At 41.2% G+C, this 25,259-nt stretch carries 27 protein-coding genes, 1 pseudogene and 1 other annotated feature; of the genes and pseudogenes, 25 read left to right on the forward strand and 3 right to left on the reverse strand.

Translation table 11 applies throughout. From position 1 onward, the window contains the following. Nucleotides 1–14: 14 nt before the first annotated feature. The 12 genes from O3658_RS07425 (at nucleotide 15) to trpA (ending at nucleotide 13,765) form a co-directional block, all read left to right on the forward strand. Nucleotides 15–1,760, forward strand: a complete 1,746-nt coding sequence (locus tag O3658_RS07425) for an ABC transporter ATP-binding protein (RefSeq protein WP_371560473.1) — start codon at nucleotides 15–17, stop codon at nucleotides 1,758–1,760. Beyond that, nucleotides 1,750–3,492 carry an ABC transporter ATP-binding protein gene (locus tag O3658_RS07430; protein WP_371560476.1) on the forward strand — a complete coding sequence of 581 codons (1,743 nt, stop codon included), beginning with the start codon at nucleotides 1,750–1,752 and terminating at the stop codon, nucleotides 3,490–3,492. The genes O3658_RS07425 and O3658_RS07430 overlap by 11 nt, the downstream gene beginning before the upstream one ends. Nucleotides 3,493–3,599: 107 nt before the next feature. Continuing rightward, nucleotides 3,600–4,292 (forward strand): sugar transferase, encoded by a 693-nt coding sequence (locus tag O3658_RS07435; RefSeq protein ID WP_371560478.1) that lies wholly within the window; start codon nucleotides 3,600–3,602, stop codon nucleotides 4,290–4,292. Between the two features lie 38 nt (nucleotides 4,293–4,330). Then, the gene (locus O3658_RS07440; RefSeq protein ID WP_371560480.1) at nucleotides 4,331–5,557 is read left to right on the forward strand and encodes a DegT/DnrJ/EryC1/StrS family aminotransferase; all 1,227 of its coding nucleotides are present in this window, start codon (nucleotides 4,331–4,333) and stop codon (nucleotides 5,555–5,557) included. A 59-nt stretch (nucleotides 5,558–5,616) separates the two neighbouring features. After that, nucleotides 5,617–5,848, forward strand: a binding site (T-box leader). Between the two features lie 185 nt (nucleotides 5,849–6,033). After that, on the forward strand, nucleotides 6,034–7,212 hold the full coding sequence (gene trpB / locus O3658_RS07445; protein WP_371560482.1) for a tryptophan synthase subunit beta: 1,179 nt from the start codon (nucleotides 6,034–6,036) through the stop codon (nucleotides 7,210–7,212). Nucleotides 7,213–7,505: 293 nt separating this feature from the next. After that, complete coding sequence (gene trpE, locus O3658_RS07450; protein ID WP_371560484.1) at nucleotides 7,506–8,867, forward strand: anthranilate synthase component I; 1,362 nt, start codon at nucleotides 7,506–7,508, stop codon at nucleotides 8,865–8,867. Next, nucleotides 8,864–9,430: an aminodeoxychorismate/anthranilate synthase component II gene (locus tag O3658_RS07455; RefSeq protein ID WP_033679778.1), complete on the forward strand. Its 567-nt coding sequence runs from the start codon at nucleotides 8,864–8,866 to the stop codon at nucleotides 9,428–9,430. Before trpE ends, O3658_RS07455 begins: the two co-directional genes overlap by 4 nt. 10 nt (nucleotides 9,431–9,440) lie before the next feature. Further along, complete coding sequence (gene trpD / locus O3658_RS07460; protein ID WP_371560486.1) at nucleotides 9,441–10,445, forward strand: anthranilate phosphoribosyltransferase; 1,005 nt, start codon at nucleotides 9,441–9,443, stop codon at nucleotides 10,443–10,445. Next, nucleotides 10,442–11,209: an indole-3-glycerol phosphate synthase TrpC gene (gene trpC / locus O3658_RS07465; RefSeq protein ID WP_371560488.1), complete on the forward strand. Its 768-nt coding sequence runs from the start codon at nucleotides 10,442–10,444 to the stop codon at nucleotides 11,207–11,209. Before trpD ends, trpC begins: the two co-directional genes overlap by 4 nt. After that, complete coding sequence (locus tag O3658_RS07470; RefSeq protein ID WP_371560490.1) at nucleotides 11,196–11,795, forward strand: phosphoribosylanthranilate isomerase; 600 nt, start codon at nucleotides 11,196–11,198, stop codon at nucleotides 11,793–11,795. Before trpC ends, O3658_RS07470 begins: the two co-directional genes overlap by 14 nt. Further along, nucleotides 11,773–12,996: a tryptophan synthase subunit beta gene (gene trpB, locus O3658_RS07475; RefSeq protein WP_084925140.1), complete on the forward strand. Its 1,224-nt coding sequence runs from the start codon at nucleotides 11,773–11,775 to the stop codon at nucleotides 12,994–12,996. Before O3658_RS07470 ends, trpB (O3658_RS07475) begins: the two co-directional genes overlap by 23 nt. Beyond that, nucleotides 12,989–13,765, forward strand: coding sequence for a tryptophan synthase subunit alpha (gene trpA / locus O3658_RS07480; protein ID WP_371560493.1), 777 nt, complete (start codon nucleotides 12,989–12,991; stop codon nucleotides 13,763–13,765). Before trpB (O3658_RS07475) ends, trpA begins: the two co-directional genes overlap by 8 nt. Here the strand turns inward: trpA and O3658_RS07485 are convergent. Further along, a pseudogene (locus O3658_RS07485) lies at nucleotides 13,737–13,838 on the reverse strand (prepilin peptidase); the annotation flags it as partial. The gene trpA and the pseudogene O3658_RS07485 sit on opposite strands and share 29 nt — an antisense overlap. A gap of 120 nt (nucleotides 13,839–13,958) precedes the next feature. On the opposite strand from O3658_RS07485, the gene O3658_RS07490 reads away from it, so the two are divergent. Next, a complete protein-coding gene (locus tag O3658_RS07490) occupies nucleotides 13,959–14,690 on the forward strand; it encodes a hypothetical protein (protein WP_075231471.1) in 732 nt (243 codons plus the stop codon). Nucleotides 14,691–14,704: 14 nt separating this feature from the next. Then, nucleotides 14,705–15,856 (forward strand): ImmA/IrrE family metallo-endopeptidase, encoded by a 1,152-nt coding sequence (locus tag O3658_RS07495; RefSeq protein WP_075231470.1) that lies wholly within the window; start codon nucleotides 14,705–14,707, stop codon nucleotides 15,854–15,856. 51 nt (nucleotides 15,857–15,907) lie between these two features. Here O3658_RS07495 and O3658_RS07500 read toward each other — a convergent pair whose 3' ends face one another. Then, entirely contained in the window at nucleotides 15,908–16,567 is a 660-nt protein-coding gene (locus O3658_RS07500; protein ID WP_371560496.1) for an A24 family peptidase, read from the reverse strand. Nucleotides 16,568–16,637: 70 nt separating this feature from the next. On the opposite strand from O3658_RS07500, the gene O3658_RS07505 reads away from it, so the two are divergent. From O3658_RS07505 to O3658_RS07540, 8 genes are all read left to right on the forward strand, one after another. Next, nucleotides 16,638–17,093: a GNAT family N-acetyltransferase gene (locus O3658_RS07505; protein WP_371560499.1), complete on the forward strand. Its 456-nt coding sequence runs from the start codon at nucleotides 16,638–16,640 to the stop codon at nucleotides 17,091–17,093. Nucleotides 17,094–17,178: 85 nt separating this feature from the next. After that, on the forward strand, nucleotides 17,179–17,928 hold the full coding sequence (gene truA / locus O3658_RS07510) for a tRNA pseudouridine(38-40) synthase TruA (protein ID WP_371560501.1): 750 nt from the start codon (nucleotides 17,179–17,181) through the stop codon (nucleotides 17,926–17,928). Continuing rightward, entirely contained in the window at nucleotides 17,918–18,691 is a 774-nt protein-coding gene (locus O3658_RS07515) for a bifunctional hydroxymethylpyrimidine kinase/phosphomethylpyrimidine kinase (RefSeq protein WP_371560503.1), read from the forward strand. The genes truA and O3658_RS07515 overlap by 11 nt, the downstream gene beginning before the upstream one ends. Next, nucleotides 18,669–19,130, forward strand: coding sequence for an ECF transporter S component (locus tag O3658_RS07520; protein WP_075227789.1), 462 nt, complete (start codon nucleotides 18,669–18,671; stop codon nucleotides 19,128–19,130). The genes O3658_RS07515 and O3658_RS07520 overlap by 23 nt, the downstream gene beginning before the upstream one ends. Before the next feature lie 68 nt (nucleotides 19,131–19,198). After that, nucleotides 19,199–19,423, forward strand: a complete 225-nt coding sequence (locus O3658_RS07525; RefSeq protein ID WP_049529907.1) for a YqgQ family protein — start codon at nucleotides 19,199–19,201, stop codon at nucleotides 19,421–19,423. Between the two features lie 5 nt (nucleotides 19,424–19,428). After that, on the forward strand, nucleotides 19,429–19,809 hold the full coding sequence (locus O3658_RS07530) for a rhodanese-like domain-containing protein (RefSeq protein WP_371560506.1): 381 nt from the start codon (nucleotides 19,429–19,431) through the stop codon (nucleotides 19,807–19,809). 92 nt (nucleotides 19,810–19,901) lie between these two features. Next, entirely contained in the window at nucleotides 19,902–20,129 is a 228-nt protein-coding gene (locus tag O3658_RS07535) for a DUF4190 domain-containing protein (protein WP_371560508.1), read from the forward strand. A gap of 200 nt (nucleotides 20,130–20,329) precedes the next feature. Then, on the forward strand, nucleotides 20,330–20,557 hold the full coding sequence (locus O3658_RS07540; protein WP_371560510.1) for a DUF4190 domain-containing protein: 228 nt from the start codon (nucleotides 20,330–20,332) through the stop codon (nucleotides 20,555–20,557). Between the two features lie 40 nt (nucleotides 20,558–20,597). On the opposite strand, the gene O3658_RS07545 is transcribed toward O3658_RS07540, so the two are convergent. Next, complete coding sequence (locus tag O3658_RS07545; RefSeq protein ID WP_371560512.1) at nucleotides 20,598–21,323, reverse strand: 16S rRNA pseudouridine(516) synthase; 726 nt, start codon at nucleotides 21,321–21,323, stop codon at nucleotides 20,598–20,600. Between the two features lie 161 nt (nucleotides 21,324–21,484). Between O3658_RS07545 and typA the strand changes: the two genes are divergently transcribed. From typA to O3658_RS07560, 3 genes are all read left to right on the forward strand, one after another. Further along, nucleotides 21,485–23,326, forward strand: coding sequence for a translational GTPase TypA (gene typA / locus O3658_RS07550; protein WP_371560514.1), 1,842 nt, complete (start codon nucleotides 21,485–21,487; stop codon nucleotides 23,324–23,326). Nucleotides 23,327–23,345: 19 nt separating this feature from the next. Continuing rightward, nucleotides 23,346–23,591 (forward strand): DUF3165 family protein, encoded by a 246-nt coding sequence (locus tag O3658_RS07555; RefSeq protein ID WP_371560516.1) that lies wholly within the window; start codon nucleotides 23,346–23,348, stop codon nucleotides 23,589–23,591. 370 nt (nucleotides 23,592–23,961) lie between these two features. Then, nucleotides 23,962–25,259: G5 domain-containing protein (locus O3658_RS07560; protein WP_371560518.1), on the forward strand; the 1,298-nt coding region annotated here is incomplete at its 3' end.

Genomic DNA, 25,259 nt, shown 5'->3' on the forward strand with positions numbered 1-25,259 from the left:
TAGAAAGGAATTTTATGTCTATCATCCAAAAACTCTGGTGGTTTTTTAAGTTAGAAAAACGTCGTTACCTCGTTGGAATCGTGGCTTTGGTCTTGGTCTCTGTACTCAACCTCATCCCACCTATGGTTATGGGGCGCGTGATCGATGCCATCACTTCGGGACGATTAACACAGGATGAGCTCCTGCTTCATCTCTTTTATCTCCTGCTGGCAGCTTTCGGAATGTACTATCTGCGTTATGTTTGGCGCATGTATATCCTAGGAACCTCCTACCGACTGGGACAAATCATGCGCTCAAGACTATTTGAGCATTTTACAAATATGTCGCCTGCTTTTTATCAGAATTATCGGACCGGGGACCTGATGGCTCACGCAACCAATGATATCAATGCTCTGACTCGTTTAGCAGGTGGTGGTGTCATGATGGCAGTGGATGCCTCTATCACAGCCTTGGTGACTTTACTGACCATGCTCTTTAGCATTTCTTGGCAGATGACCTTGGTTGCCATTCTGCCCTTGCCATTTATGGCCTATGCGACTAGTCGTCTGGGGAGAAAGACCCATAAGGCTTTCGGAGAATCACAAGCAGCCTTTTCAGAACTCAACAATAAGGTACAAGAGTCTGTTTCAGGTATCAAGATAACCAAGTCCTTTGGCTATCAGGCTGATGAATTGGCATCTTTCCAGGAAGTCAATGATTTGACCTTCCAAAAAAATCTGCAAACCATGAAATATGATAGCCTCTTTGACCCGATGGTTTTGCTCTTTGTTGGTTCTTCTTATGCCTTAACTCTCTTAGTCGGTGCCTTTATGGTGCAAGCAGGACAGGTAACTGTTGGGAATCTGGTCACCTTTATCTCTTACTTGGATATGTTGGTCTGGCCCTTGATGGCCATTGGTTTCCTCTTTAATATCACTCAAAGAGGGAAAGTTTCTTACCAACGTATTGAGAGTCTCTTGTCTCAAGAGTCACCTGTCAAAGATCCAGAATCTCCACTTGACGGGATTGAAAACGGGCGTTTGGACTATTCCATTGATAGTTTTGCCTTTGAAGACGAGGAGACGCTGAGAGATATACATTTTAGTCTCGAAAAAGGGCAAACCTTGGGCTTGGTTGGGCAGACTGGTTCAGGGAAGACTGCTTTGATTAAGTTGCTCCTACGTGAGTATGACGTTGATCAAGGAGCCATTTATCTAAATGGTCATGACATTCGTGACTATCGACTAGCTGACTTACGTAGTTTGATGGGATACGTCCCACAGGACCAATTTCTCTTTGCAAGCTCTATCTTAGACAATATTCGATTTGGGAATCCTGACCTGCCTTTCTCAGAAGTAGAAGAAGCAACCAAGTTGGCTCAAGTCTATCAAGACATTCAAGCCATGCCCCAGGGATTTGATACGGTTATCGGCGAAAAAGGTGTGAGTTTGTCTGGTGGACAAAAGCAACGTCTGGCCATGAGTCGGGCTATGATTTTAAATCCTGATATCTTGATTTTAGATGATTCCTTGTCAGCTGTGGATGCCAAGACAGAGTTCGCTATTATCGATAATCTCAAGGAAACTCGCAAGGACAAGACGACCATTATCACTGCCCATCGACTCAGTGCAGTTGTCCATGCGGATTTGATTTTGGTCATGCAAAATGGCCGCATCATTGAACGAGGCACACATGAAGACTTACTAGCCTTGGATGGTTGGTACGCACAAACCTACCAGTCACAACAATTAGAAATGAAAGGAGAAGAAGATGCGCAATAAACAAGAACAATGGACTGTATTGAAACGCTTGTTGTCCTATCTAAAGCCCTATGGTCTCCTAACCTTTTTAGCCTTAGCTTTTCTCCTTACGACGACTGTTATCAAGAGTATCATCCCCTTGGTAGCTTCGCACTTTATCGACCAGTATCTAAATAACCTCAATCAGCTTGCCGTTACAGTTTTGCTAGCCTACTATGCTCTCTACATTCTTCAAACCATTGTTCAATATGTGGGAAATCTCCTATTTGCTCGTGTGTCCTACAGCATTGTTAGAGATATTCGACGTGATGCCTTTGCCAATATGGAAAAGCTAGGCATGTCTTATTTTGATAAAACACCTGCAGGTTCCATTGTTTCGCGTTTGACCAATGACACTGAGACTATCAGTGATATGTTCTCAGGGATCTTGTCCAGCTTTATCTCGGCGGTCTTTATCTTTGTGACAACCCTTTACACCATGCTCGTTTTGGACTATCGTCTGACAGCTTTAGTATTGCTCTTTTTACCCTTGATTTTCCTTTTGGTCAATCTCTACCGTAAAAAATCGGTCAAGGTTATCGAAAAAACCAGAAGTCTCTTATCAGATATTAACAGTAAGCTGGCAGAAAATATCGAAGGGATTCGCATCATTCAAGCCTTTAATCAAGAAAAGCGCCTACAAGAAGAGTTTGATGAGATTAACCAGGAACACCTAGTCTACGCTAACCGTTCGGTTGCCCTAGATTCCCTCTTCTTACGGCCGGCTATGAGCTTACTGAAGCTTTTGGGCTATGCAGTTTTGATGGCTTACTTTGGTTATCGTGGTCTTTATATGGGGATAACAGCAGGGACCATGTATGCTTTTATCCAGTACATCAATCGTCTCTTCGATCCACTCATCGAGGTAACACAAAACTTTTCTACCCTTCAAACATCCATGGTGTCAGCAGGTCGTGTCTTTGCACTTATTGATGAGACCAACTACGAACCGGCCCAAGAAAATGGACAAGCGGAGATTAGAGAAGGAAATATCCGTTTTGAACATGTGTCCTTCTCTTATGACGGAAAACACCAGATTCTTGATGATATTTCCTTTACCGTCAATAAAGGTGAAACCATCGCCTTTGTCGGGCATACTGGCTCTGGGAAATCTTCTATCATTAATGTTCTCATGCGCTTTTATGAATTTCAGTCTGGTCGAGTTCTCCTAGATGGTGTGGATATTCGTAAGTATAGCCAAGAGGAATTGAGAAAGAACATCGGTTTGGTTCTACAGGAACCTTTCCTCTATCATGGGACCATCAAGTCCAATATCGCCATGTACCAAGATATCAGCGATGACCAGGTTAAGGCAGCAGCAGAGTTTGTGGATGCAGATTCCTTCATTCAAGATCTTCCTTTAGGTTATGATGCTCCTGTATCTGAGCGTGGTTCGAGTTTTTCAACTGGTCAACGTCAGCTTCTTGCCTTTGCTAGAACTGTTGCCAGTCAACCGAAAATTCTGATTTTGGATGAAGCGACAGCTAATATTGATTCTGAAACAGAAGCCTTGGTCCAAAATTCTTTAGCCAAGATGAGACAAGGTCGGACAACCATTGCCATCGCCCATCGCCTTTCTACCATTCAAGATGCTAATTGTATCTATGTTCTTGATAAGGGACGAATCATCGAAAGTGGAACCCACGAGGAACTCCTAGCATTGGGTGGAACCTATCACAAGATGTATAGTTTGCAGGCAGGGGCTCTTTCCTAGGGAAGAATTCCTTTAAAACACAGATTTCTTGCACTGCCTTTTTCATTTTGTGGTATAATGTAGAATGTTAATAAAGATTATATATAAAAAAACAGAGGAGGATGTGCATGCTGAAATGGGATGAACTGCCTCAAGAAATGCAATTGAGCGAGGTAAAACCATACTACCAGCTTGTGTCTAGAAGAAAAGGCTCACTGATTCTCAAGCGCTGCCTAGATTTGTTTCTAGCCTTGATCTTGTTAATCTTGACTTCACCCGTATTTCTGATTCTAAGTATTTGGATCAAGCTAGATAGCAAGGGTCCAGTCATTTACAAGCAGGTGCGGGTAACCCAGTACAACCGACATTTCAAGATTTGGAAATTCCGGACCATGGTCACGGATGCGGACAAGAAAGGAAGTCTGGTAACTTCTGCCAATGACAGCCGCATCACCAAGGTTGGAAATTTCATTCGCCGTGTTCGTTTGGATGAACTTCCACAATTGGTCAATGTTCTCAAAGGAGAGATGTCCTTTGTGGGAACTCGTCCAGAAGTACCACGCTATACTGAGCAGTACAGCCCTGAAATGATGGCTACCTTGCTCTTGCCAGCAGGGATTACATCGCTTGCCAGCATTAACTATAAGGACGAGGATGCCATTATCAGTCAAATGACTGCAAAAGGTATGTCGGTCGACCAAGCTTATGTCGAAAGAGTCCTTCCAGAAAAGATGCACTATAATCTAGCCTACCTACGTGATTTTAATTTCTTCGGAGATATCAAAATCATGTTCCAGACTGTATTTGAAGTTTTAAAATAAGTAATCACAAGAGTGAATACAGTAAAAGGAGTAAATCAATGCCAAATTACAATATTCCATTTTCACCACCCGATATTACCGAAGCTGAAATTGCTGAAGTAGCAGATACCCTCCGCTCTGGTTGGATCACAACAGGTCCAAAGACAAAAGAATTGGAGCGTCGTCTATCTGCCTATACTCAGACACCTAAGACAGTCTGCCTCAACTCTGCAACAGCAGCCCTTGAATTAATCTTGCGCGTGCTTGAAGTGGGTCCTGGTGATGAAGTTATCGTTCCAGCTATGACCTACACAGCTTCATGTAGCGTCATCACTCACGTAGGTGCGACACCAGTGATGGTTGATATCCAAGATGATACCTTTGAAATGGACTATGACAAGCTTGAGCAAGCAATTACTGAGAAGACAAAGGTTATCATCCCAGTTGAACTTGCAGGGATTATCTGTGACTATGACCGTTTGTTCCAAGTTGTTGAGAAGAAACGTGACCTCTTTACAGCTACTAGCAAGTGGCAAAAGGTCTTTAACCGTATTGTGATTGTATCTGATAGCGCCCACGCTTTGGGATCAACCTATAAAGGACAAGCAGCTGGTTCAATCGCTGACTTCACATCATTCTCTTTCCACGCGGTTAAGAACTTCACAACTGCTGAGGGAGGAAGTGCGACCTGGAAAGCAAATCCAGCGATTGATGATGAAGAAATGTATAAAGAATTCCAAATCCTTTCCCTTCATGGTCAAACAAAAGATGCTCTTGCCAAGATGCAACTAGGCTCATGGGAATACGATATCGTAACTCCTGCCTACAAGTGTAATATGACAGATATCATGGCTTCACTTGGTTTGGTTCAGCTAGATCGTTATCCTGGATTGCTTCAACGTCGTAAAGAAATCGTGACTCGCTATGACCGTGGATTTGCAGGAACTCGCATTCATCCATTGGCTCATGAGACAGATACTGTAGAATCTTGTCGTCACCTTTACATCACCCATGTAGAAGGTGCAAGTCTCGAACAACGCAACCAAATCATCCAAGAATTGGCTAAAGCAGGAATCGCAAGTAACGTGCATTACAAACCGCTTCCTCTTTTGACAGCCTATAAGAATCTTGGTTTTGATATGGCAGATTATCCGCGAGCTTATGCTTTCTTTGAAAATGAAATTACATTACCGCTTCACACGAAATTAACGGATGAAGAAGTAGACTATATCATTGAGACTTTTGTCAGAGTTTCTGAAGAAGTTCTTGCTTCTTCAAAAAACTAATAAAAAAATTAGTAAAAAATGAATGAAAACGGTTGACAAAGGAAAAGCAATAACATATAATTAACTCAACAAATCAGAAAAGTAGTTATTTTTGATCTTCAGGGAGCCTGTGGTTACTGTGAACAGGTGGTTGAAAGTAGTGAAATTGGGCTGATTTGAAAAAATGAATTTGAAACAATGAAAATTCGGTAGGCACACCTTACAGTGCAACTTGTTGTTAGACAAGGCAGAGATGTAAAGGGGATATTCTCTTTACAATTGAGGTGGTACCGCGTTACGAACGCCCTCACATGGAAGTAGATTCCGTGTGTGGGCTTTTTTTATCCGTCATTTTGTTTATCTTTTATTAGGGCGTTAACTGAGAGTAATATTCAAGTTTCACTTGTTCTTTGAGTAAAGGCTGAAATGGTCCCCCAGACCATTTCACTACCAAAAGCAAACAAAAAGTCGGATTCATACAGAAGGAGGAAAAATTTATGACAACTAAAGGTTATTTTGGACAATTTGGTGGTAGTTTTGTACCAGAACCAATTCAGGCTTTATTAGATGAGTTGGAAGTGACTTTTGATAGATACAAGGATGATCCTGAATTTTTGGCAGAATATCGTCATTACTTGAAAGATTATTCAGGTCGTGAGACTCCGCTCTATTTTGCAGAAAGTTTGACGGATTATCTAGGTGGGGCTAAGATTTATCTCAAACGTGAAGATCTTAACCACCTTGGGTCACACAAACTTAACAATGTCCTTGGACAAATCCTTCTTGCTAAACGCATGGGTAAAAAACGTGTGATTGCAGAGACAGGAGCTGGTCAGCACGGTGTTGCGACAGCTGCAGCAGCAGCCAAATTTGGTATGGCATGTGATGTCTATATGGGGGCAGAAGATGTGGAACGTCAACGTCTCAACGTCTTCCGTATGGAGATGATGGGAGCAACTGTTCACGCAGTTGAAACTGGTACTCGTACCCTTAAAGATGCGGTTGACGCAGCCTTTGGAGCATGGATGAATGACCTTGATGCTTTCTACGTTTTAGGTTCGGCTGTAGGTCCGCACCCTTACCCAACGATTGTTCATGAATTCCAAAAAGTAATCAGTGAAGAATCACGTCGTCAAATCTTGGAAAAAGAAGGACGTTTGCCAGACTACGTCATTGCCTGTGTGGGTGGTGGTTCTAATGCCATCGGTGCCTTTTCACAGTATGTAGCTGATGAAGAAGTTAAATTGGTTGGGGTAGAAGCTGCTGGTCACGGTCTAGATACTGACAAACACGCGGCAACAATGACCAAGGGTAGTGTAGGAATTGTCGATGGAATGAAAACCTATGCAGTCTTTGGCGAAGATGGAAATGTTGCACCTGTTTACTCTATCTCTGCTGGTTTAGACTATCCAGGGGTTGGACCAGAACACGCCTTCTTTAAAGACTCTGGTCGTGTAGAGTATGTAGCAGCGACAGATGAAGAAGCTGTCCAAGCCTTGCTTTTATTAAGTAAAACAGAGGGAATTATCCCCGCGATCGAAAGCTCACACGCTATCGCAGAGGCAGTCAAACGTGCACCAAAACTAAGTAAAGATGAGATTATCGTCATCAATGTCTCAGGCCGTGGAGACAAAGACGTAGCTGCTATTGCAGATTATCTTGAAGCTAAAAAATAAAAGATGGAAAATATACAGATATTTCTCTCACAGAGAGCTTGTGGTTGCTGGAAACAAGCAGAGAAAGCTGTAAGGTTGGGTCCATCTGAAATGAGAGAAGAAAACATAATTCTCAAGGGAGTGCCCTTTATCGCACAACCTGTTACAGGAACTATCTGAGGCAGGAATGAGAGATAGGAGAAATCCTATAATTGAGGTGGCACCGCGAATTTCGTCCTCACGCAAGTTATTTTGCGTGGGGATTTTTTGTAGCATCAACACGGAATTTAAGAAGAACTGAAAGGGAAATTACAATGGAACGAATCATTCATGGAGATGTTTTATCACCAATTTTGGCTTATATGCGCCTAAAGGGGGAGCACAAGGTTATCTTAGAAAGTATTCCGAGAGACAAGGAAACAGCTCGTTTTTCTATCTTGGCCTATAATCCAGTTTTTGAAATTAAGTTCGAAAATGGAGTCCTTTATCAAAATGGGCAAGTGATTGATTGTGATCCCTTGGATTTCCTTTATGAAGTGACTCGTAAGAGCCAGCACCATTCAGATCTACCCTTTGGTGGTGGAGCTATTGGCTTTGTTGGTTACGATATGATTTCTCTCTATGAAGAAATTGGTCAAATTCCAGAAGATACGATTGGAACGCCAGATATGCATTTCTTCGTATATGAGAGTTATATAGTTTTTGACCATAAGAAAGAAAAAATTCATGTCATAGAGGATGCTCTTTACAGTGAACGTAGTAATGAAGAACTAGAAGTGGCTTTGAACCAAGTTTTAGGAGAGTTGAAAATTCCTGCTCCTAATGAATTTGAAGATTTGGACGTTTCTCCACTTCAGTTTAGACCACATATCGCGCCTCAGAAATTTGAAGAAATGGTAGAAACAGCACGCGACTTGATTCGAAATGGCGATATGTTCCAATGCGTACTCAGTCAGCGATTCTCAGCAGAGATTACTGGAAATCCATTTGACTTCTACAGAAATCTCCGCGTGACCAATCCATCTAATTACCTTTATTTCTATGATTTTGGGGATTATCAAATCATTGGAGCCAGTCCAGAAAGTTTGGTTTCCGTTAAAAATGGCATCGTAACAACTAATCCGATTGCAGGGACACGACCAAGAGGGGCCACGGATGAAGAAGACAAGGCTTTGGCGACTGACCTGCTTTCTGATGAGAAGGAAACAGCAGAACATCGGATGTTGGTAGACTTGGGACGTAATGATATCGGCCGCATCTCTGAAACGGCCAGTGTTCAAGTTACCAAGTATATGGAAGTGGAGCTCTTCCGTTATGTTATGCATTTGACCAGTGTGGTCAAGGGGCGTTTGCTTCCAGAACTCACTGCCATGGATGCCTTGAAAGCTACACTTCCAGCTGGAACAGTTTCAGGAGCACCAAAGATTCGTGCTATGAGACGCATCTATGAACTGGAAACAGAAAAACGTGGCGTATACGCAGGAGCAATCGGCTACTTGTCTGCGACGGGTGATATGGATTTCGCCATTGCCATCCGAACCATGATTCTCAAAAATCAAACAGCTTATGTTCAGGCTGGGGCAGGGATTGTCTACGACTCTATCGCCCAAAACGAATACCAAGAAACCATTAACAAGGCTAAATCTATGACTAGAATGGGAGAACTAAGACCATGATTTTATTGATTGACAACTATGATTCTTTTACCTATAACTTGGCCCAATACATTGGGAATTTTGCAGAAGTGCAAGTCTTGAGAAATGATGATCCCAAGCTGTATGAAGAAGCTGAAAAAGCGGATGGTCTGGTCTTTTCTCCTGGCCCTGGTTGGCCAGTTGATGCTGGAAAGATGGAAGATATGATTCGTGACTTTGCAGGCAAGAAACCGATTCTAGGGATTTGTTTGGGTCACCAAGCCATCGCAGAAGTTTTTGGTGGGAAGTTAGGTTTGGCACCAAAAGTCATGCATGGGAAACAGAGCAATATCAGTTTTGAAGCGCCATCTGTTTTGTATCAAGGTATTGAGGACGGCCGTGCGGTCATGCGTTACCACAGTATTTTGATTGAAGAAATGCCAGAAGAATTTGAAGTGACAGCTCGTTCGACTGATGACCAGGCCATTATGGGAATCCAACACAAAACCCTTCCAATTTATGGCTTCCAGTACCATCCAGAGAGTATCGGAACGCCTGATGGCTTGTCTTCTATTCGGAATTTTATCGAGAATGTTGTAAAGTGAGGAAACTAGGATGAAAGAGATTATTGAAAAACTAGCAAAATTTGAAAATTTATCAGGTGTGGAAATGACGGACGTTATTGAGCGTATCGTAACTGGGCGTGTAACTGAGGCGCAGATTGCTTCTCTCCTCTTGGCCCTTAAGATGAAGGGGGAAACACCTGAAGAGCGCACAGCCATTGCCCAAGTCATGAGAGGACATGCCCAACACATTCCAACTGAAATCCATGATGCCATGGACAACTGTGGTACTGGTGGGGACAAGTCTTTCAGCTTTAACATTTCCACAACTGCAGCCTTTGTCTTGGCTGGTGGCGGTGTTCACATGGCCAAGCACGGAAACCGTTCGATTTCTTCTAAATCTGGTTCTGCAGATGTCCTCGAAGCTTTGGGTATCAATCTAGACCTCAAACCAGCTGAACTAGGTAAGGTCTTTGATAAAACTGGAATCGTCTTTCTCTTTGCCAAAAATATGCACCCAGCTATGAAATACATCATGCCAGCTCGTTTGGAGTTGGGAATCCCAACGATTATGAACTTGACTGGTCCCCTAATTCATCCAATGGCCTTGGAAACACAGCTTCTTGGAATTAGTCGTCCAGAACTTCTAGAAAGCACAGCTCAGGTTTTGAAAAATATGGGTCGCAAACGTGCTATCGTGGTTGCTGGGCCAGAAGGGTTGGATGAAGCTGGTTTGAATGGAACAACCAAGATTGCTCTTCTTGAAAATGGCGAAATCACCTTGTCAAGCTTCACTCCCGAGGATTTGGGAATGCAACGCTACGCTATCGAAGACATTCGTGGGGGAAATGCTCATGAAAATGCAGCAATTCTTGTCAGTGTTCTTAATAACGAACCAAGTCCATTCTTGGAAACAACAGTCTTAAATGCAGGTCTCGGATTCTACGCCAATGGTAAGGTGGCTAGTATCAAGGAAGGAGTGGCCTTGGCCCGTCAAGTGATTGCTAGTGGCAAGGCCCTTGAAAAACTCAGACTGTTACAGGAGTACCAAAAATGAGTCAGGAATTTTTATCACGAATTTTGGAGCAGAAGGCGCGTGAGGTCGAGCAGATGGAGTTGGAGCAAATCCAGCCCCTGCGCCAGACCTATCGCTTGGCTGACTATCTAAAACAACACCAAGACCGTTTACAGGTAATCGCTGAAGTTAAGAAGGCTAGCCCTAGTCTGGGAGATATCAATCTCGATGTGAATATTGTGCAACAGGCCCAGACTTACGAGGCTAACGGCGCTGTTATGATTTCTGTTCTGACAGACGAAGTTTTCTTCAAAGGTCATTTGGATTATCTTCGTGAGATTTCCAGTCAGGTAGAGATTCCGACTTTAAACAAGGACTTTATCATCGATGAAAAGCAAATCATCCGTGCTCGCAATGCAGGTGCAACAGTTATCTTACTCATCGTAGCGGCTTTATCAGAAGAACGCCTCAAGGAACTGTATGACTATGCGACAGAGATTGGTCTAGAAGTATTAGTGGAAACTCATAATCTAGCAGAGCTAGAAGTAGCCCACCGCCTTGGAGCTCAAATTATCGGTGTGAATAATCGTAATTTGACTACCTTTGAAGTTGACTTGCAGACTAGTGTAGACTTGGCCCAATACTTTAAGGACGATTGCTTGTACATTTCTGAATCTGCTATTTTTACAGAAGCAGATGCGAAACGAGTTGCACCCTACTTTAACGGAATTTTGGTAGGAACAGCCCTCATGCAGGCAGAAGATGTAGCCCAGAGAATCAAGGAGTTGCAGATTGACAAAGGTTAAGATTTGTGGACTATCGACCAAAGGAGCGGTAGAAACAGCTGTGTCAGCAGGGGCCGACTACATCGGTTTTGTCTTTGCACCTAGCAAAAGACAGGTGACCTTGGAACAAGCAGCAGAGCTGGCTAAGATCATTCCTACAAATGTCAATAAAGTTGGGGTATTTGTTTCACCAAATCGGGAAGAATTACTAGAAGCGATTGAAAAGGTTGGCTTGGACATGGTACAAATTCATGGTCAGGTGGCAGATGATTTGTTTGAGAAATTACCTTGTGCCAGCATTCAGGCAGTGCAGGTGGATGGAGATGGTCATGTACCAAGTTCACAGGCAGATTATCTACTTTTTGATGCACCTGTGGCAGGAAGCGGTCAAACCTTTGACTGGGAGCAACTGGATACGACAGAACTATCTCAGCCTTTCTTCATCGCAGGCGGGCTCAATGAGGATAATGTAGAAGAAGCGATTCAACACTTTACTCCCTTTGCAGTAGATGTATCAAGTGGAGTAGAATCAAACGGACAAAAAGATCATGAAAAAATTAGAAGATTTATAGAGAGGGTTAAGCATGGCATATCAAGAACCAAATAAAGATGGATTTTACGGAAAATTCGGCGGACGTTTCGTCCCAGAAACATTGATGACAGCAGTTTTGGAGTTGGAAAAGGCTTATCGTGAAAGTCAGGCAGATCCAAGTTTCCAAGAGGAATTAAACCAACTTTTGCGCCAGTATGTGGGACGTGAAACTCCTCTTTACTACGCAAAAAACTTGACCCAGCATATCGGCGGAGCCAAGATTTACCTCAAACGTGAAGACCTCAACCATACAGGTGCACACAAGATTAACAATGCCTTGGGCCAAGTTCTTCTCGCTAAACGCATGGGCAAAAAGAAAATTATTGCTGAAACAGGTGCCGGTCAACATGGTGTGGCAACTGCAACTGCTGCGGCCCTCTTTAACATGGAATGTACTATCTATATGGGTGAGGAAGATGTTAAACGCCAAGCCCTCAATGTCTTCCGTATGGAACTTTTGGGAGCCAAGGTGGAAGCTGTAACAGATGGTTCGCGCGTGCTCAAGGATGCAGTCAATGCAGCCCTTCGTTCATGGGTAGCCAACATCGATGATACCCACTATATCCTTGGTTCTGCCTTGGGGCCTCATCCTTTTCCAGAAATTGTGCGTGATTTCCAAAGTGTTATCGGTCGAGAAGCTAAACAACAGTACCGTGACTTGACAGGGCAAGATTTGCCAGATGCCCTAGTAGCCTGTGTTGGTGGAGGTTCGAATGCTATCGGGCTTTTCCATCCATTTGTGGAAGATGAGTCAGTGGCTATGTATGGAGCTGAAGCGGCAGGACTAGGTGTGGATACAGAGCATCATGCAGCAACCTTGACCAAGGGTAGACCAGGTGTTCTCCACGGTTCGCTCATGGATGTGCTCCAAGATGCTCATGGTCAAATTTTAGAAGCCTTCTCTATCTCAGCAGGTTTAGACTACCCAGGTATCGGTCCAGAACATTCTCATTACCACGATATCAAGCGTGCGACCTATGTTCCTGTGACAGATGAGGAAGCTTTGGAAGGATTCCAACTCTTGTCTCGTGTGGAAGGGATTATCCCAGCCTTAGAGTCTAGTCACGCTATCGCCTTTGCGGTGAAATTAGCCAAAGAACTTGGACCAGACAAGTCAATGATTGTCTGTCTATCAGGTCGCGGGGACAAGGATGTAGTTCAAGTTAAAGACCGTTTGGAAGCAGACGCAGCAAAGAAGGGAGAAGCTCATGCCTAAGACACTAACAGAAAAACTGAACGCTATCAAAGCAACTGGAAAGGGAATTTTTGTTCCCTATATCATGGCTGGAGACCACGAAAAAGGATTAGATGGTCTCGGTGAAACAATTCACTTTTTAGAAGACTTGGGTGTTTCAGCCATTGAAGTGGGAGTTCCCTTCTCGGATCCAGTTGCAGATGGTCCTGTTATCGAGGAAGCTGGCTTGCGTAGCCTAGCTCGCGGAACCTCTACCCAGGCTTTGGTTGAAACCTTGAAAACCATTGAAACAGAAATCCCAATTATCATCATGACTTACTTTAACCCCCTCTTTCAGTACGGTGTGGAGAAATTTGTTAAAGAACTTGCTGATACAGCAGTCAAGGGCTTGATTATACCAGACCTCCCTCATGAGCACGCTAACTTTGTAGAGCCCTTTTTGGCAGGTACAGACATAGCCTTGATTCCACTTGTCAGCTTGACAACAGGAATTGAGCGCCAGAAAGAGTTGATCAAGGGAGCAGAAGGCTTTGTCTATGCCGTTGCTATTAACGGGGTGACAGGGAAGTCAGGCAATTACCGTGCAGACTTGGATAAGCACTTGGCACAATTGCATCAAGTAGCTGACATCCCAGTCTTGACAGGTTTTGGTGTGTCTAGTCAAGCCGATGTAGAACGCTTTAATGCGGTGTCAGATGGCGTTATCGTTGGTTCGAAAATTGTAAAAGCTCTCCACCAAGGAGAGCCAATTGAGGACTTTATCAAACAAGCAGTAGCTTACCAAAAATAATCACACAAGCAGCGAGTAAAAGGAAAGGCACGAAAGGAAGTCTTTCCTTTTTCTTTTGTAGGAGAAAGGCCAGTTTTAGATATCATTTGCTAAGTTACTCTGATATGTAACTTTAAGAAAAAGCTAATTATTGTAGTAATTTCTTTAAGAAAATGATATAATTCATTAAAAAGTATTCGGAGGAGGAAAAATTATGTTGAATCAGGATCTCTTTGATTCGCTCAAGGCACAAAAAATTGTAGATACTTTGATGAAAGGTCAAAAAGATTATGTAGATGAACGTCTAGAAAAAAGAGAGACAATGAAAGTGTCGAATGGTTATGCATGGACGCGACCTAATCATATTGATAATGCATTTGCATCAGCAGATTTGTTTGAGTATAAATTACAATTAGCAGGACAGACTTGGGGATATTTAGAATTTGAAACAAATACAGAAAAATATGGGAAAGTATTGTTAATTATAAAGGGTAAGAAGCGACTTACGAGCCAATTTCCTTTGGTACAAAAAAATAAGAGTGGCTACTTATTTGAATATGCTAGGATGAATACACTTTATCTTAATCAACATTCTTCCTACAAAAATGATGAAGATAGTCATTCTTTTCCAATTCAGATGGAGTTAGTTTCTGATGAAATGATTCAAGAAATTGAACAAGCTACTAAAAATTCGAATATCGAAAAATTTATGATTTTAACTTATGAGGCGGACTCGGAAAACAATATTATATCTGTAGATGTTGTTATGCCTGATGCACGAACTGGTCAGTTACACTTGATTCAGGATTTGTCTGAGTATATTCAATCAAGTTCGTACCATTTCGAAGAAGCTAAATATCAAGATATTCCTAATTTTTCAGAATTATCGGAAACAGAAGATTTTGAAATTATTCCAAGAATAGAAAAACAAGAAGCTCAAAAGTAGTAAGGAGTATGTAAATGTTTAATGGTCGGGTATTGAAAGAATTACGGCTGTTAAATGGTTTAAGTAGAGCAGAATTGGCTCAGAGAATTAATTTAACGGAACAAGCCATTTGGCAGTTTGAGTCTAACGAAACGAAACCTAAATTATCAACTAGACTGCATTTGGCCAACCAATTTCATGTTGATTTAACTTATTTTGAACAGGAAGAAGAGAGCATTCGATTTGATTCTTCTGTAATTGCCTTTAGAAATGCAGATCTAGCAACACGGAAAACAATAGATATTCAAACTATGTATTTACATAAGGTAGATAGTTTGATTGATTATTTTGAAAGTTTTGTAATTATACCTAATATTACAATTCATGACCTAAGTAATGTAGTGAGTGAATCTTATCATAAGGGAGAATCTATTGAGGAATTGGCTCTTTACGCCAGAGGAAAATTAGGCATTTCAAAAGATAATCATGATTTGCTTTATAAATTAGAACGTTCAGGAATCTATATCGTGGAACGACTCATTAATGGTCAAGCTGATGCTTATAGCGCATGGTCAAAATCGGGAAGACCTTATATTGTATTGGGAACGAATAAATCATCTGTACGTCGAAATTTTGATTTAGCTCATGAGCTAGGACATATTCTTTTGCACAAATATAAAGATATGAATGAAGATGGTGATTGTTTGGAGCAAGAAGCAAATTATTTTGCATCATGTTTTTTATTGCCAAAAGAAGAGTTTTTAGTCAAATTTGAAGAGAGGGTAGGGAAACGTGTTAGCAATCCTGATAGTTATATTTTATTGAAGTCGGATTTGAATGTTTCGATACAGGCTTTAGAGTATCGAGCTTTTAAGTTAGGATTATTGACTCCAAAGCAACATTCTTACTTTTATCGTCAAATTGCGCAAAAAGGTTACAAAATTATTGAACCTTTGGATGATCAAATTTTTGTAAAAAAACCAAGCAAAGTAAAGAGTATTCTGGACGTTGTTTTGAGTAATCGTCTAGTCAGTCTAGCGACGATAATGTCTAAACAAAGTATTCGTTTACAGTTTATAAGCGAAATATTTTCGGTCGAAATGAAATTTTTTGATCAATATCAAGAAGATAAAAGAACAGATCAATTTGATAATATCATTCCTTTGTATAAAAGAAATAATTTATAATTTAACTGTGAAATAATTTCATGAAGGACATATGATAGAAATTGGACTTTATCAAACAAGCAGTAGCTTACCCAAAATAATCATACAAGCAGCCAGTAAGAGGAAAGGCACAAAAGGTAGTCTTTCCTTTTTCTTTAGTAGGAGAAAGGCTAGGATACCAGTCGTGGAAGCAAATTGAATTAAAATCAGAATTTCTGTAAGTGTAAAGACGAGTGCACAAGAAGCCAGAAAGAGAAAATCCCCTGCCCCTATGCGGATATCGATAAAGTGAGCCAAAATTCCAAGGACAAGGAAGAAGACCATGACCAGATTCCAGCCAGAGGAAGCCATGAGGATTAGGTGGAAAGTCATCCAGACCAGTAGGGGATACTCCTGATGACGAAAGTCGTAGATGCCTAAGGTCAAGCCAGCGGCAATCAAAATGACTTGATTCAAAGTTAGAAATCCCCAAGAAAAAGTTAAAAAGAGTAGTCCCAAGCACAACTCAAAGAGAACATACCAGAAAGGATAGTGGGCCTTGCAATAGCGACAGCGAAAGCCATGGACTACTTGAGAGACAATCGGAATCAAATCCAGTGATTTCAAGCGAGTCTGACAAGAATCACAGTGACTAGCAGGGAAAACAATGGATTGCTCAGGGAAACGATCAATGACCAATCCAAGAAAGGAAGCAAAAATAGCTCCAACAAGAAAAAAGTAAAGATGAATCATACTTATTTATTCGGAAAAAATAAGAGAAAGAGTATAATAGTTGGATATAGGAAAAATTTTAGGAGCAAATATGAAAATTCACTTTGAAAAAGGACTTCAGATAGAAAATGCCCAACTCATTTGTCGCTGGTCTAATGCTTTGGGAGAAAGTTTTCAGAAGCAATGGATGGGACCAATGATTCCTTTTCCCTTGGCAATTCAAGTCTTGCAAGATTTGGAAGGAATTTTTTCAATATTTGATGGACAAGAGTTTGTGGGGCTTATCCAGAAAATCAGGCTAGAAGACAGGAATCTTCATATCGGGAGATTTTTTATCAATCCTCAGAAACAGGGGCAGGGCTTAGGTAGCCAGGCTTTAAGGAAATTTGTTAGTTTGGCCTTTGAAAATGAAGACATAGATACTATTTCTCTAAATGTCTACGAGGCAAATCAAACAGCTTACAATCTTTACCAAAAAGAAGGATTTGAAATCGTTCAAATGGTTGAAGCACCTGTACGAAAATATATGATGATAAAATCTAGATAAGAATTAGATTATATCAATAACTGTCCCCATGCAATTTTCGGTTTTCAAACTTGTTGCAGAGAAATTTTCTTGATAAAATAGATACATGACTAGATATAAAGCTATAATTTCTTATGATGGCTATGCTTTTGCTGGTTTTCAGCGGCAACCTCACGCGCGTAGTGTCCAAGAGGAAATTGAAAAAACTCTAACCAAATTAAATAAAGGACAGGCCATTACAATACATGGTGCTGGGCGAACGGACAGTGGTGTTCATGCCTTAGGGCAGGTCATCCACTTCGATCTCCCCTATCAGATGGATGAGGAAAAACTTCGCTTTGCTCTTGATACCCAAAGTCCTGAAGATATCGATGTGATTTCGATTGAGATAGTGGCTGACGATTTTCATTGCCGTTATGCCAAGCATAGCAAGACCTATGAGTTTATCGTGGATAGAGGGCGTCCTAAAAATCCTATGAGACGTCATTATGCTACTCACTTTCCCTACCCACTCGATGTGGAACGGATGCAGGAGGCTGTCAAAAAGCTTGAGGGGACCCATGATTTTACTGGTTTTACGGCATCAGGTACTAGTGTAGAGGATAAGGTCAGGACGATCACGGAAGCTAGTCTTAGGGTTGATGAAACAGGACAATTTTTGACCTTTACTTTCTCAGGCAATGGCTTCCTCTATAAGCAGATTCGAAATATGGTTGGAACCTTGCTGAAAATTGGTAACAACCGTATGCCAGTTGAACAGATTGACCTCATCTTGGAGAAAAAAAACAGACAGTTGGCAGGACCAACTGCAGCACCTAATGGATTGTATTTAAAGGAGATTCGTTATGAAGAATAATCGTATTTTAGCACTTTCAGGAAATGATATTTTTAGTGGTGGTGGACTAGCTGCTGACCTTGCGACTTATACTTTAAATGGTTTGCATGGTTTTGTAGCCATGACTTGCTTGACTGCCTTGACAGAAAATGGTTTTGAGGTCTTCCCGACGGATGAGACTATTTTTCAACAACAGTTGGATAGTCTTAAAAGCGTAGACTTTGGAGGGATTAAGATTGGTCTCTTGCCGACTGTTGGTGTTGCTGAGAAAGCATTGAATTTCATCAAGGAAAGATCAGGAGTCCCTGTCGTTCTGGATCCTGTATTGGTTTGTAAGGAAACGCATGATGTTGCAGTTAGCGAACTCTGTCAAGAGTTGATTCGCTTTTTCCCTTATGTATCTGTGATTACTCCCAATCTTCCTGAGGCAGAGTTGCTTGCAGATCAAAAGATTGAAAGTCTGGATGATATGAAAGCTGCAGCGGGGAAATTACATGGCTTAGGAGCGCCAGCAGTCATTATTAAGGGAGGAAATCGTCTCAGTCAGGATAAGGCTGTAGATGTCTTTTATGATGGAGAGAATTTTACCATTCTTGAAAACCCAGTCATTCAAGGACAAAATGCTGGGGCAGGATGTACCTTTGCGTCAAGTATTGCTAGCCAGCTAGTTAAGGGAGAAGAACTCTTACCAGCAATTGAAACTTCCAAAGCCTTTGTTTACCGTGCCATTGCACAAGCAGATCAATATGGAGTGAGACAGTATGAAGCAAACCAAAACAACTAAAATTGCCCTAGTATCTATCTTAGCAGCCACTTCTGTCGTATTGGGGTATTTTATAAAAATCCCAACACCAACTGGATTTCTAACACTTTTGGACGTTGGAGTCTTCTTCACAGCCTTTTACTTTGGAAGCCGTGAAGGAGCCGTTGTCGGGGGGTTAGCAGGATTTCTCATTGACCTCATTTCAGGCTACCCTCAGTGGATGATTTTTAGCTTAATCAATCATGGTTTGCAAGGCTATTTTGCAGGCTTTAAAGGGAAATGGCAATGGTTAGGATTAGTCTTGGCGACTCTATTCATGGTAGCTGGTTATGCCTTAGCATCAGCTTGGATGAATGGTTGGGGTGCAGCTATTCCAGAAATCATCCCAAATCTCATGCAAAATGTTGTTGGAATGACTCTAGGATTTCTTCTTTGTCATAGTGTAAAGAAATTCAGATAATAGTGAAAAAAGGAAACCTACTCCGAACTATTAGGGAACTATTGAAAAAACTCTGATTATTTGCTAAAATGAGAGCTATGAAAACACTCTACGATGTGCAACAATATCTAAAACAGTTTGGTATCATTGTTTATATGGGAAAACGTCTCTATGACATTGAACTGATGAAGATTGAACTATCACGGATTTATGATGCAGGCTTGATGGACAAGCTAGATTATCTTGAAGCAGAAGCTGTTCTTCGCAGAGAGCACAAACTAGAATTAGACTATTTAGAAAAAAATGGAGATTAGGTAATATGGTAACTTGGATATTATGGGGACTTATTGTAGCGATGTTGGCTTGGATGGGATACAACTACCTTCGCATTCGTCGTGCAGCGAAAATTGTAGACAATGCAGAGTTTGAGTCTTTGATTCGTACAGGTCAGTTAATTGACTTGCGTGATCCAGCTGACTTCCACAGAAAACATATCCTTGGAGCTCGTAATATTCCTTCAAATCAATTGAAGACAAGTCTTGCAGCTCTTCGCAAGGATAAACCTGTCCTTCTATATGAAAACCAACGTGCGCAACGTGTGACCAATGCAGCACTTTTCTTGAAAAAGCAAGGCTTCTCAGAAATCTATATCCTCTCTTACGGATTGGATTCATGGACTGGCAAGGTGAAGTCTAATTAACAATGTGAAAAAACTTGTCACATATGTTTAATATAAAGTCTCGGCTTTTTATGGTATAATTGTTAGTATAAAATTTAAGGAGTTTTTTGAAGATGAAAGAAAAGAAAAAACCATCACTTGTTTTAGGTATCCTATCTATCGTCCTTGGTTTGCTATCTCCAATTGTAGGTCTCGTTTTAGGGATCATTGGTCTAGTCTTGGCTAATTCACATCAAAAAGAATCTGAATTAGACTATAAAACAGAACGAATTCTTAATATCGTAGGGATTGTAGTTTCTGTAATTAACTGGGTTGCAGGACTCTTCTTAATGATGCACTAATCAGGATTCTAACAAAAAAAGCTTTATTTTTAAAAGCTTTTTTTGTTTTATCCACTTTTCGTTAAGTGGTTTTTAATGATTTTCAATTCTTTCTGGCTCAGGGACAAGTTTGCATAGTTCTAAAACTTGTTACCTAATAGATAAAGCCAAATTGTATGGTATAATGAATGGGTTAAAAAATTTAAGAAGTTTATTGAAAAATGCAAGAAAAGAAGAAAAATCCACTTATAGTGGGTATCCTATCTATTGTTCTCGGATTACTAAATCCATTCGTAGGCCTGTTTTTGGGTATCGTTGGTCTAGTCTTGGCTATCTCACTTCAAAAAGAACCTGAACTAGACTATAAAAAAGAACGAACTCTCAATATCGTAGGTATTGTAGTTTTTGTAATAAACTTGATTGTAGCCATAGCGAGAGTTTATGGATAAGCAATAACAAAAAAGCTTTGAAGTATAAAGCTTTTTTGTTTTATCCACTATTTTCTAAGTATGTTTTAATAAACCGCAGTTCTTCTTTGTTTAGAGGACGGAAATCACCTTCTGCTAGGTCAGGGTCCAATATAAAATTCCCGAATTGAACTCGTTTTAGGGCAGTGACCTTGACACCAACAGAGAGGAACATTTTTTTGACTTGATGAAACTTTCCTTCAGAGATGGTGATAGTGGCTTTGCTGAGACTAGGACTTGAGGATAAAATCTCAAGTTGAGCAGGTTTACAAATAGTTCCGTCAAGAAAGACAATCCCGTCTTTGAACTCTTGAATATGGTCGGGAGTTAGTGGCCCATTGACCTCTACTTGGTAAGTTTTATCGACATGGTATTGAGGATGGAGGAGTTGAAAACCTAGAGGCCCATTGTCCGTTAAGAGGAGGAGTCCTGTCGTATCCCGATCCAGACGACCGATGGCGTAGAGTTGGTCAGACTGGAGATGCTGAGGAAGGAGGTCCATGACCGTTGGGAGTTTCTTATCCTTGCTTGCAGTTACGACTCCATTTAGCTTATGGAGCATGAGGTAGGTGTGTTCATATCCTTGGATTTTTCTATCTTTGAAAATCAGCTCTTGCAACCCTGTATCAACATTCTGTGCAAGGGAACGAGCAGCGTGTCCATCTACAAAGATTTCTTTTTTCAAAAGAGCTTGTTTCATGGCCTTACGGCTGATTTTTTCCTGGGCTAATAATTTATCTAAACGCATACCAGCCTATCTTATCACAAGTCAGGATTTTTGAAAAGAAAAGAGAAGGAATGAATTTTCTTTTGAAAACATTTACACTTGCTTGAATTAAGTCATTTGCTTAAAATTGTGGTATAATCGTTCAGTTAGAAAATAAATTTTTGAATACAATAGAGGAAATCATGACAAAATTAAGAGAAGATATCCGTAATATCGCGATTATCGCCCACGTCGACCACGGTAAAACTACCCTCGTTGACGAATTGTTGAAACAATCTGAAACTCTTGACGCGCGTACAGAATTAGCTGAGCGTGCAATGGACTCAAACGATATTGAGAAAGAGCGTGGAATCACCATCCTTGCGAAAAATACAGCAGTTGCCTACAACGGAACTCGTATCAACATCATGGACACACCAGGACACGCGGACTTCGGTGGAGAAGTTGAACGTATCATGAAAATGGTTGACGGTGTTGTTTTGGTCGTAGATGCTTACGAAGGAACTATGCCACAGACTCGTTTCGTATTGAAAAAAGCCTTGGAACAAGACCTTGTGCCGATCGTTGTCGTTAACAAAATCGACAAACCATCAGCTCGTCCAGCAGAAGTCGTAGATGAAGTCTTGGAACTTTTCATCGAGCTTGGTGCAGATGATGACCAGCTTGACTTCCCAGTAGTCTATGCTTCAGCGATCAACGGAACATCTTCATTATCAGATGATCCAGCAGACCAAGAAAAGACGATGGCGCCAATTTTTGACACCATTATTGACCACATCCCAGCTCCGATTGATAACTCAGATGAGCCCCTTCAATTCCAAGTGTCACTTCTTGACTACAACGACTTTGTAGGCCGTATCGGTATCGGACGTGTCTTCCGTGGTAGTGTAAAGGTTGGGGACCAAGTTACCCTTTCTAAATTGGACGGTACAACCAAGAACTTCCGTGTTACAAAACTCTTTGGTTTCTTTGGTTTGGAACGTCGTGAAATCCAAGAAGCCAAAGCTGGTGATTTGATTGCCGTATCAGGTATGGAAGATATCTTTGTCGGTGAAACCATTACTCCAACAGATGCAGTTGAGGCATTGCCAGTTCTTCACATTGACGAACCTACTCTTCAAATGACTTTCTTGGTTAATAACTCACCATTTGCTGGTCGTGAAGGAAAATGGGTCACTTCTCGTAAGGTTGAAGAGCGCCTTCAAGCTGAGTTGCAAACAGACGTTTCACTTCGTGTTGAGTCAACAGATTCACCGGATAAATGGACTGTTTCAGGACGTGGAGAATTGCACTTGTCAATCCTTATTGAAACAATGCGTCGTGAGGGCTATGAACTTCAAGTATCTCGTCCAGAAGTTATCGTAAAAGAAATCGATGGTGTTAAATGTGAGCCATTTGAACGTGTTCAAATCGATACTCCAGAAGAATACCAAGGTTCTGTTATCCAAAGTCTTTCTGAACGTAAAGGTGAAATGTTGGATATGATTTCAACTGGTAATGGTCAAACTCGTTTGGTCTTCCTTGTTCCAGCGCGTGGTTTGATTGGTTACTCAACAGAGTTCTTGTCAATGACTCGTGGTTATGGTATCATGAACCATACCTTCGACCAGTACTTGCCATTGATTCCAGGTGAAATTGGTGGTCGTCACCGTGGTGCCCTTGTTTCTATCGATGCTGGTAAGGCTACAACTTACTCAATCATGTCTATCGAAGAACGTGGTACGATCTTTGTCAACCCAGGTACTGAGGTTTACGAAGGAATGATCATTGGTGAAAACTCTCGTGAAAACGACTTGACAGTTAACATCACGAAAGCGAAACAAATGACCAACGTTCGTTCAGCTACTAAGGACCAAACAGCGGTTATCAAGACTCCTCGTATCTTGACCCTTGAAGAGTCTCTTGAGTTCTTGAACGACGATGAGTACATGGAAGTAACTCCTGAATCTATCCGTTTGCGTAAGCAAATCCTTAACAAGGCAGAGCGTGAGAAAGCAAACAAAAAGAAAAAGTCAGCTGAATAAAAGCTAGAAAGAGCAGAAAATGGTCTATTTAATCATAGGGATTTTATTACTCTTACTCTATGTATTTGCGACACCTCAAAGTATCAAGGGGACGGTTAATATTGTAATTCTTGTTTTTGGTTTCGTTTCCCTATTGATTCTATTGATGTTGTCAATCTTACAAATCTTCCAACTGCCAACAGAATTCTTTATTACAGTAGCTATGCTTGTTCTCACTTACTTTAGTTTGCGAGACATATCCTCAATGTCGGTGAAAAAGAGATAGGCAAATGGCTTTGGAGTTCTGCTAGAATTCAGTAAAGATATTTATAAAACATACCACAAGTGAAGTCAGAAAAACTGATTTTACTTGTGGTTTTTTTGCTCTGTAACAAAGAAATCGTATTTACTTTTCTTATGATTTTTGAAAAGTTAATCGATTTGTATCAATGCTATCTTTTCCTTCAGTGGCAGGATATTGGAAGAACATTTGAGAAATAAAGCTCGAACTTCGAATCTTTGCAAAGAATAAGGATGGATTTCTTTAAAACTGGATAAAGAAGCTAAATATGGTAATTTTTTATTCAAATCTTTTGTAGGCGTTTACTATTTTTGATATACTGTGAGAAGGAATAGATACGAAATTGGAGTTTATTATGAAAGAACATCATTTTAAAGCAAAACAACGCTTTTCTTTGAGGAAGTATGCAGTAGGAACTTGTTCCGTCTTATTGGGAACGAGTTTATTTTTTGTGGGCACAAGTGAAAATGGTGTGGTTGCAGAGGAAAGGATTCCCCAGCTAGTGTCACACTATGTGGAAGACAAAGATTTACCTGAATCTTTGAAGGCTGAACTACGTTGGTTTGAAGAGAATGCTATCCAAGTGGAGGAAGGTAAGGATTATTACTTCGTCTACCGTAAATCTGCGGCGAAGTTACCTGATACTGGCTTGTTTTCAAATGCCATCCTGCCTGTGCTAGGTACAGGAATCTTGTTAGTTTCGCTCACTCTCATTAAAAAGCGAAAGGGAGCTTCTCTCTTTCTAGTGACAGTTTTGGCTGTAGGTGGGACTGCTCTATCAGTTTCTGCCTTGGAGAACTTAGTAGAGCTTCGTCCAGCACTTGTCAAAACAGTTGCAGGAGAATTTTTGCCTAGTCCAGAAAAGATTGAGGGTTATGAATTTACAGGCTATTATTTTGTAAGGGGAAATGGAGAAGTTTCTAGAAATGAAAATACAAAACCTAATTCTCCACAAGCAGATAAGGTAGAATCCACCCCAATTCCAAGCGAAGGTACTCCAAGCTTGGTAGAGGTGAAGCCAGAACTTGAGGTTACAACAGAGGCTCTTGCTTATGATACTATTTATCAGGACGATCCAGACTTGCTTAAGGGTCAAACCCGTGTCATTCGAGCAGGCGTAGCAGGTGAGCGCACTATCTTAACGGAAGTGACGACTGTGGATGGCAAGGAAGACCGCCAAGTCAAATCCAATACTGTGACTTTGGAGCCAATTTCCGAAATCATAGCAGTAGGCACTAAGGTAGAATCCACTTCAATTCCAAGTGAAGGTGCTCCAAGCTTGGTCGAGGTGAAACCAGAGCTAGAGGTCACGACAGAAGCGGTTGCTTACGATACTATTCATCAGGACGATCCAGACTTGCTTAAGGGTGAAACTCGCCTTATTCGAGCAGGCGTAGCAGGTGAGCGCACTATCTTAACGGAAGTGACGACTGTAGATGGTAAGGAGGTCCGTCAAGTCAAATCCAACACTGTAACCTTAGAACCAGTTACCGAAATCATAGCAGTAGGCACTAAGGTAGAATCCACCTCAATCCCAAGTGAGGGAGCACCAAGCTTGGTCGAGGTGAAACCAGAGCTAGAGGTCACGACAGAAGCCGTTGCCTATGATACTATTCATCAGGACGATCCGGACTTGTTCAAGGGTCAAACCCG

This window comes from Streptococcus sp. 27098_8_69, assembly GCF_041432445.1.
Classification (GTDB): domain Bacteria; phylum Bacillota; class Bacilli; order Lactobacillales; family Streptococcaceae; genus Streptococcus.

Bases quoted from the DNA above. Each gene is read 5' to 3' on its own strand.
- trpE (WP_371560484.1), top strand. From the start codon at position 7,506: ATGGAACGAATCATTCATGGAGATGTTTTATCACCAATTTTGGCTTAT.
- O3658_RS07495 (WP_075231470.1), top strand. From the start codon at position 14,705: ATGTTTAATGGTCGGGTATTGAAAGAATTACGGCTGTTAAATGGTTTA.
- O3658_RS07430 (WP_371560476.1), top strand. From the start codon at position 1,750: ATGCGCAATAAACAAGAACAATGGACTGTATTGAAACGCTTGTTGTCC.
- trpA (WP_371560493.1), top strand. From the start codon at position 12,989: ATGCCTAAGACACTAACAGAAAAACTGAACGCTATCAAAGCAACTGGA.
- O3658_RS07540 (WP_371560510.1), top strand. From the start codon at position 20,330: ATGCAAGAAAAGAAGAAAAATCCACTTATAGTGGGTATCCTATCTATT.
- O3658_RS07500 (WP_371560496.1), bottom strand. From the start codon at position 16,567: ATGATTCATCTTTACTTTTTTCTTGTTGGAGCTATTTTTGCTTCCTTT.
- O3658_RS07525 (WP_049529907.1), top strand. From the start codon at position 19,199: ATGAGAGCTATGAAAACACTCTACGATGTGCAACAATATCTAAAACAG.
- trpB (WP_084925140.1), top strand. From the start codon at position 11,773: ATGGCATATCAAGAACCAAATAAAGATGGATTTTACGGAAAATTCGGC.
- O3658_RS07530 (WP_371560506.1), top strand. From the start codon at position 19,429: ATGGTAACTTGGATATTATGGGGACTTATTGTAGCGATGTTGGCTTGG.
- O3658_RS07535 (WP_371560508.1), top strand. From the start codon at position 19,902: ATGAAAGAAAAGAAAAAACCATCACTTGTTTTAGGTATCCTATCTATC.
- O3658_RS07520 (WP_075227789.1), top strand. From the start codon at position 18,669: ATGAAGCAAACCAAAACAACTAAAATTGCCCTAGTATCTATCTTAGCA.
- typA (WP_371560514.1), top strand. From the start codon at position 21,485: ATGACAAAATTAAGAGAAGATATCCGTAATATCGCGATTATCGCCCAC.
- O3658_RS07435 (WP_371560478.1), top strand. From the start codon at position 3,600: ATGCTGAAATGGGATGAACTGCCTCAAGAAATGCAATTGAGCGAGGTA.
- O3658_RS07515 (WP_371560503.1), top strand. From the start codon at position 17,918: ATGAAGAATAATCGTATTTTAGCACTTTCAGGAAATGATATTTTTAGT.
- O3658_RS07555 (WP_371560516.1), top strand. From the start codon at position 23,346: ATGGTCTATTTAATCATAGGGATTTTATTACTCTTACTCTATGTATTT.
- O3658_RS07425 (WP_371560473.1), top strand. From the start codon at position 15: ATGTCTATCATCCAAAAACTCTGGTGGTTTTTTAAGTTAGAAAAACGT.
- trpC (WP_371560488.1), top strand. From the start codon at position 10,442: ATGAGTCAGGAATTTTTATCACGAATTTTGGAGCAGAAGGCGCGTGAG.
- O3658_RS07545 (WP_371560512.1), bottom strand. From the start codon at position 21,323: ATGCGTTTAGATAAATTATTAGCCCAGGAAAAAATCAGCCGTAAGGCC.
- trpB (WP_371560482.1), top strand. From the start codon at position 6,034: ATGACAACTAAAGGTTATTTTGGACAATTTGGTGGTAGTTTTGTACCA.
- O3658_RS07490 (WP_075231471.1), top strand. From the start codon at position 13,959: ATGTTGAATCAGGATCTCTTTGATTCGCTCAAGGCACAAAAAATTGTA.
- O3658_RS07455 (WP_033679778.1), top strand. From the start codon at position 8,864: ATGATTTTATTGATTGACAACTATGATTCTTTTACCTATAACTTGGCC.
- O3658_RS07440 (WP_371560480.1), top strand. From the start codon at position 4,331: ATGCCAAATTACAATATTCCATTTTCACCACCCGATATTACCGAAGCT.
- O3658_RS07505 (WP_371560499.1), top strand. From the start codon at position 16,638: ATGAAAATTCACTTTGAAAAAGGACTTCAGATAGAAAATGCCCAACTC.
- truA (WP_371560501.1), top strand. From the start codon at position 17,179: ATGACTAGATATAAAGCTATAATTTCTTATGATGGCTATGCTTTTGCT.
- trpD (WP_371560486.1), top strand. From the start codon at position 9,441: ATGAAAGAGATTATTGAAAAACTAGCAAAATTTGAAAATTTATCAGGT.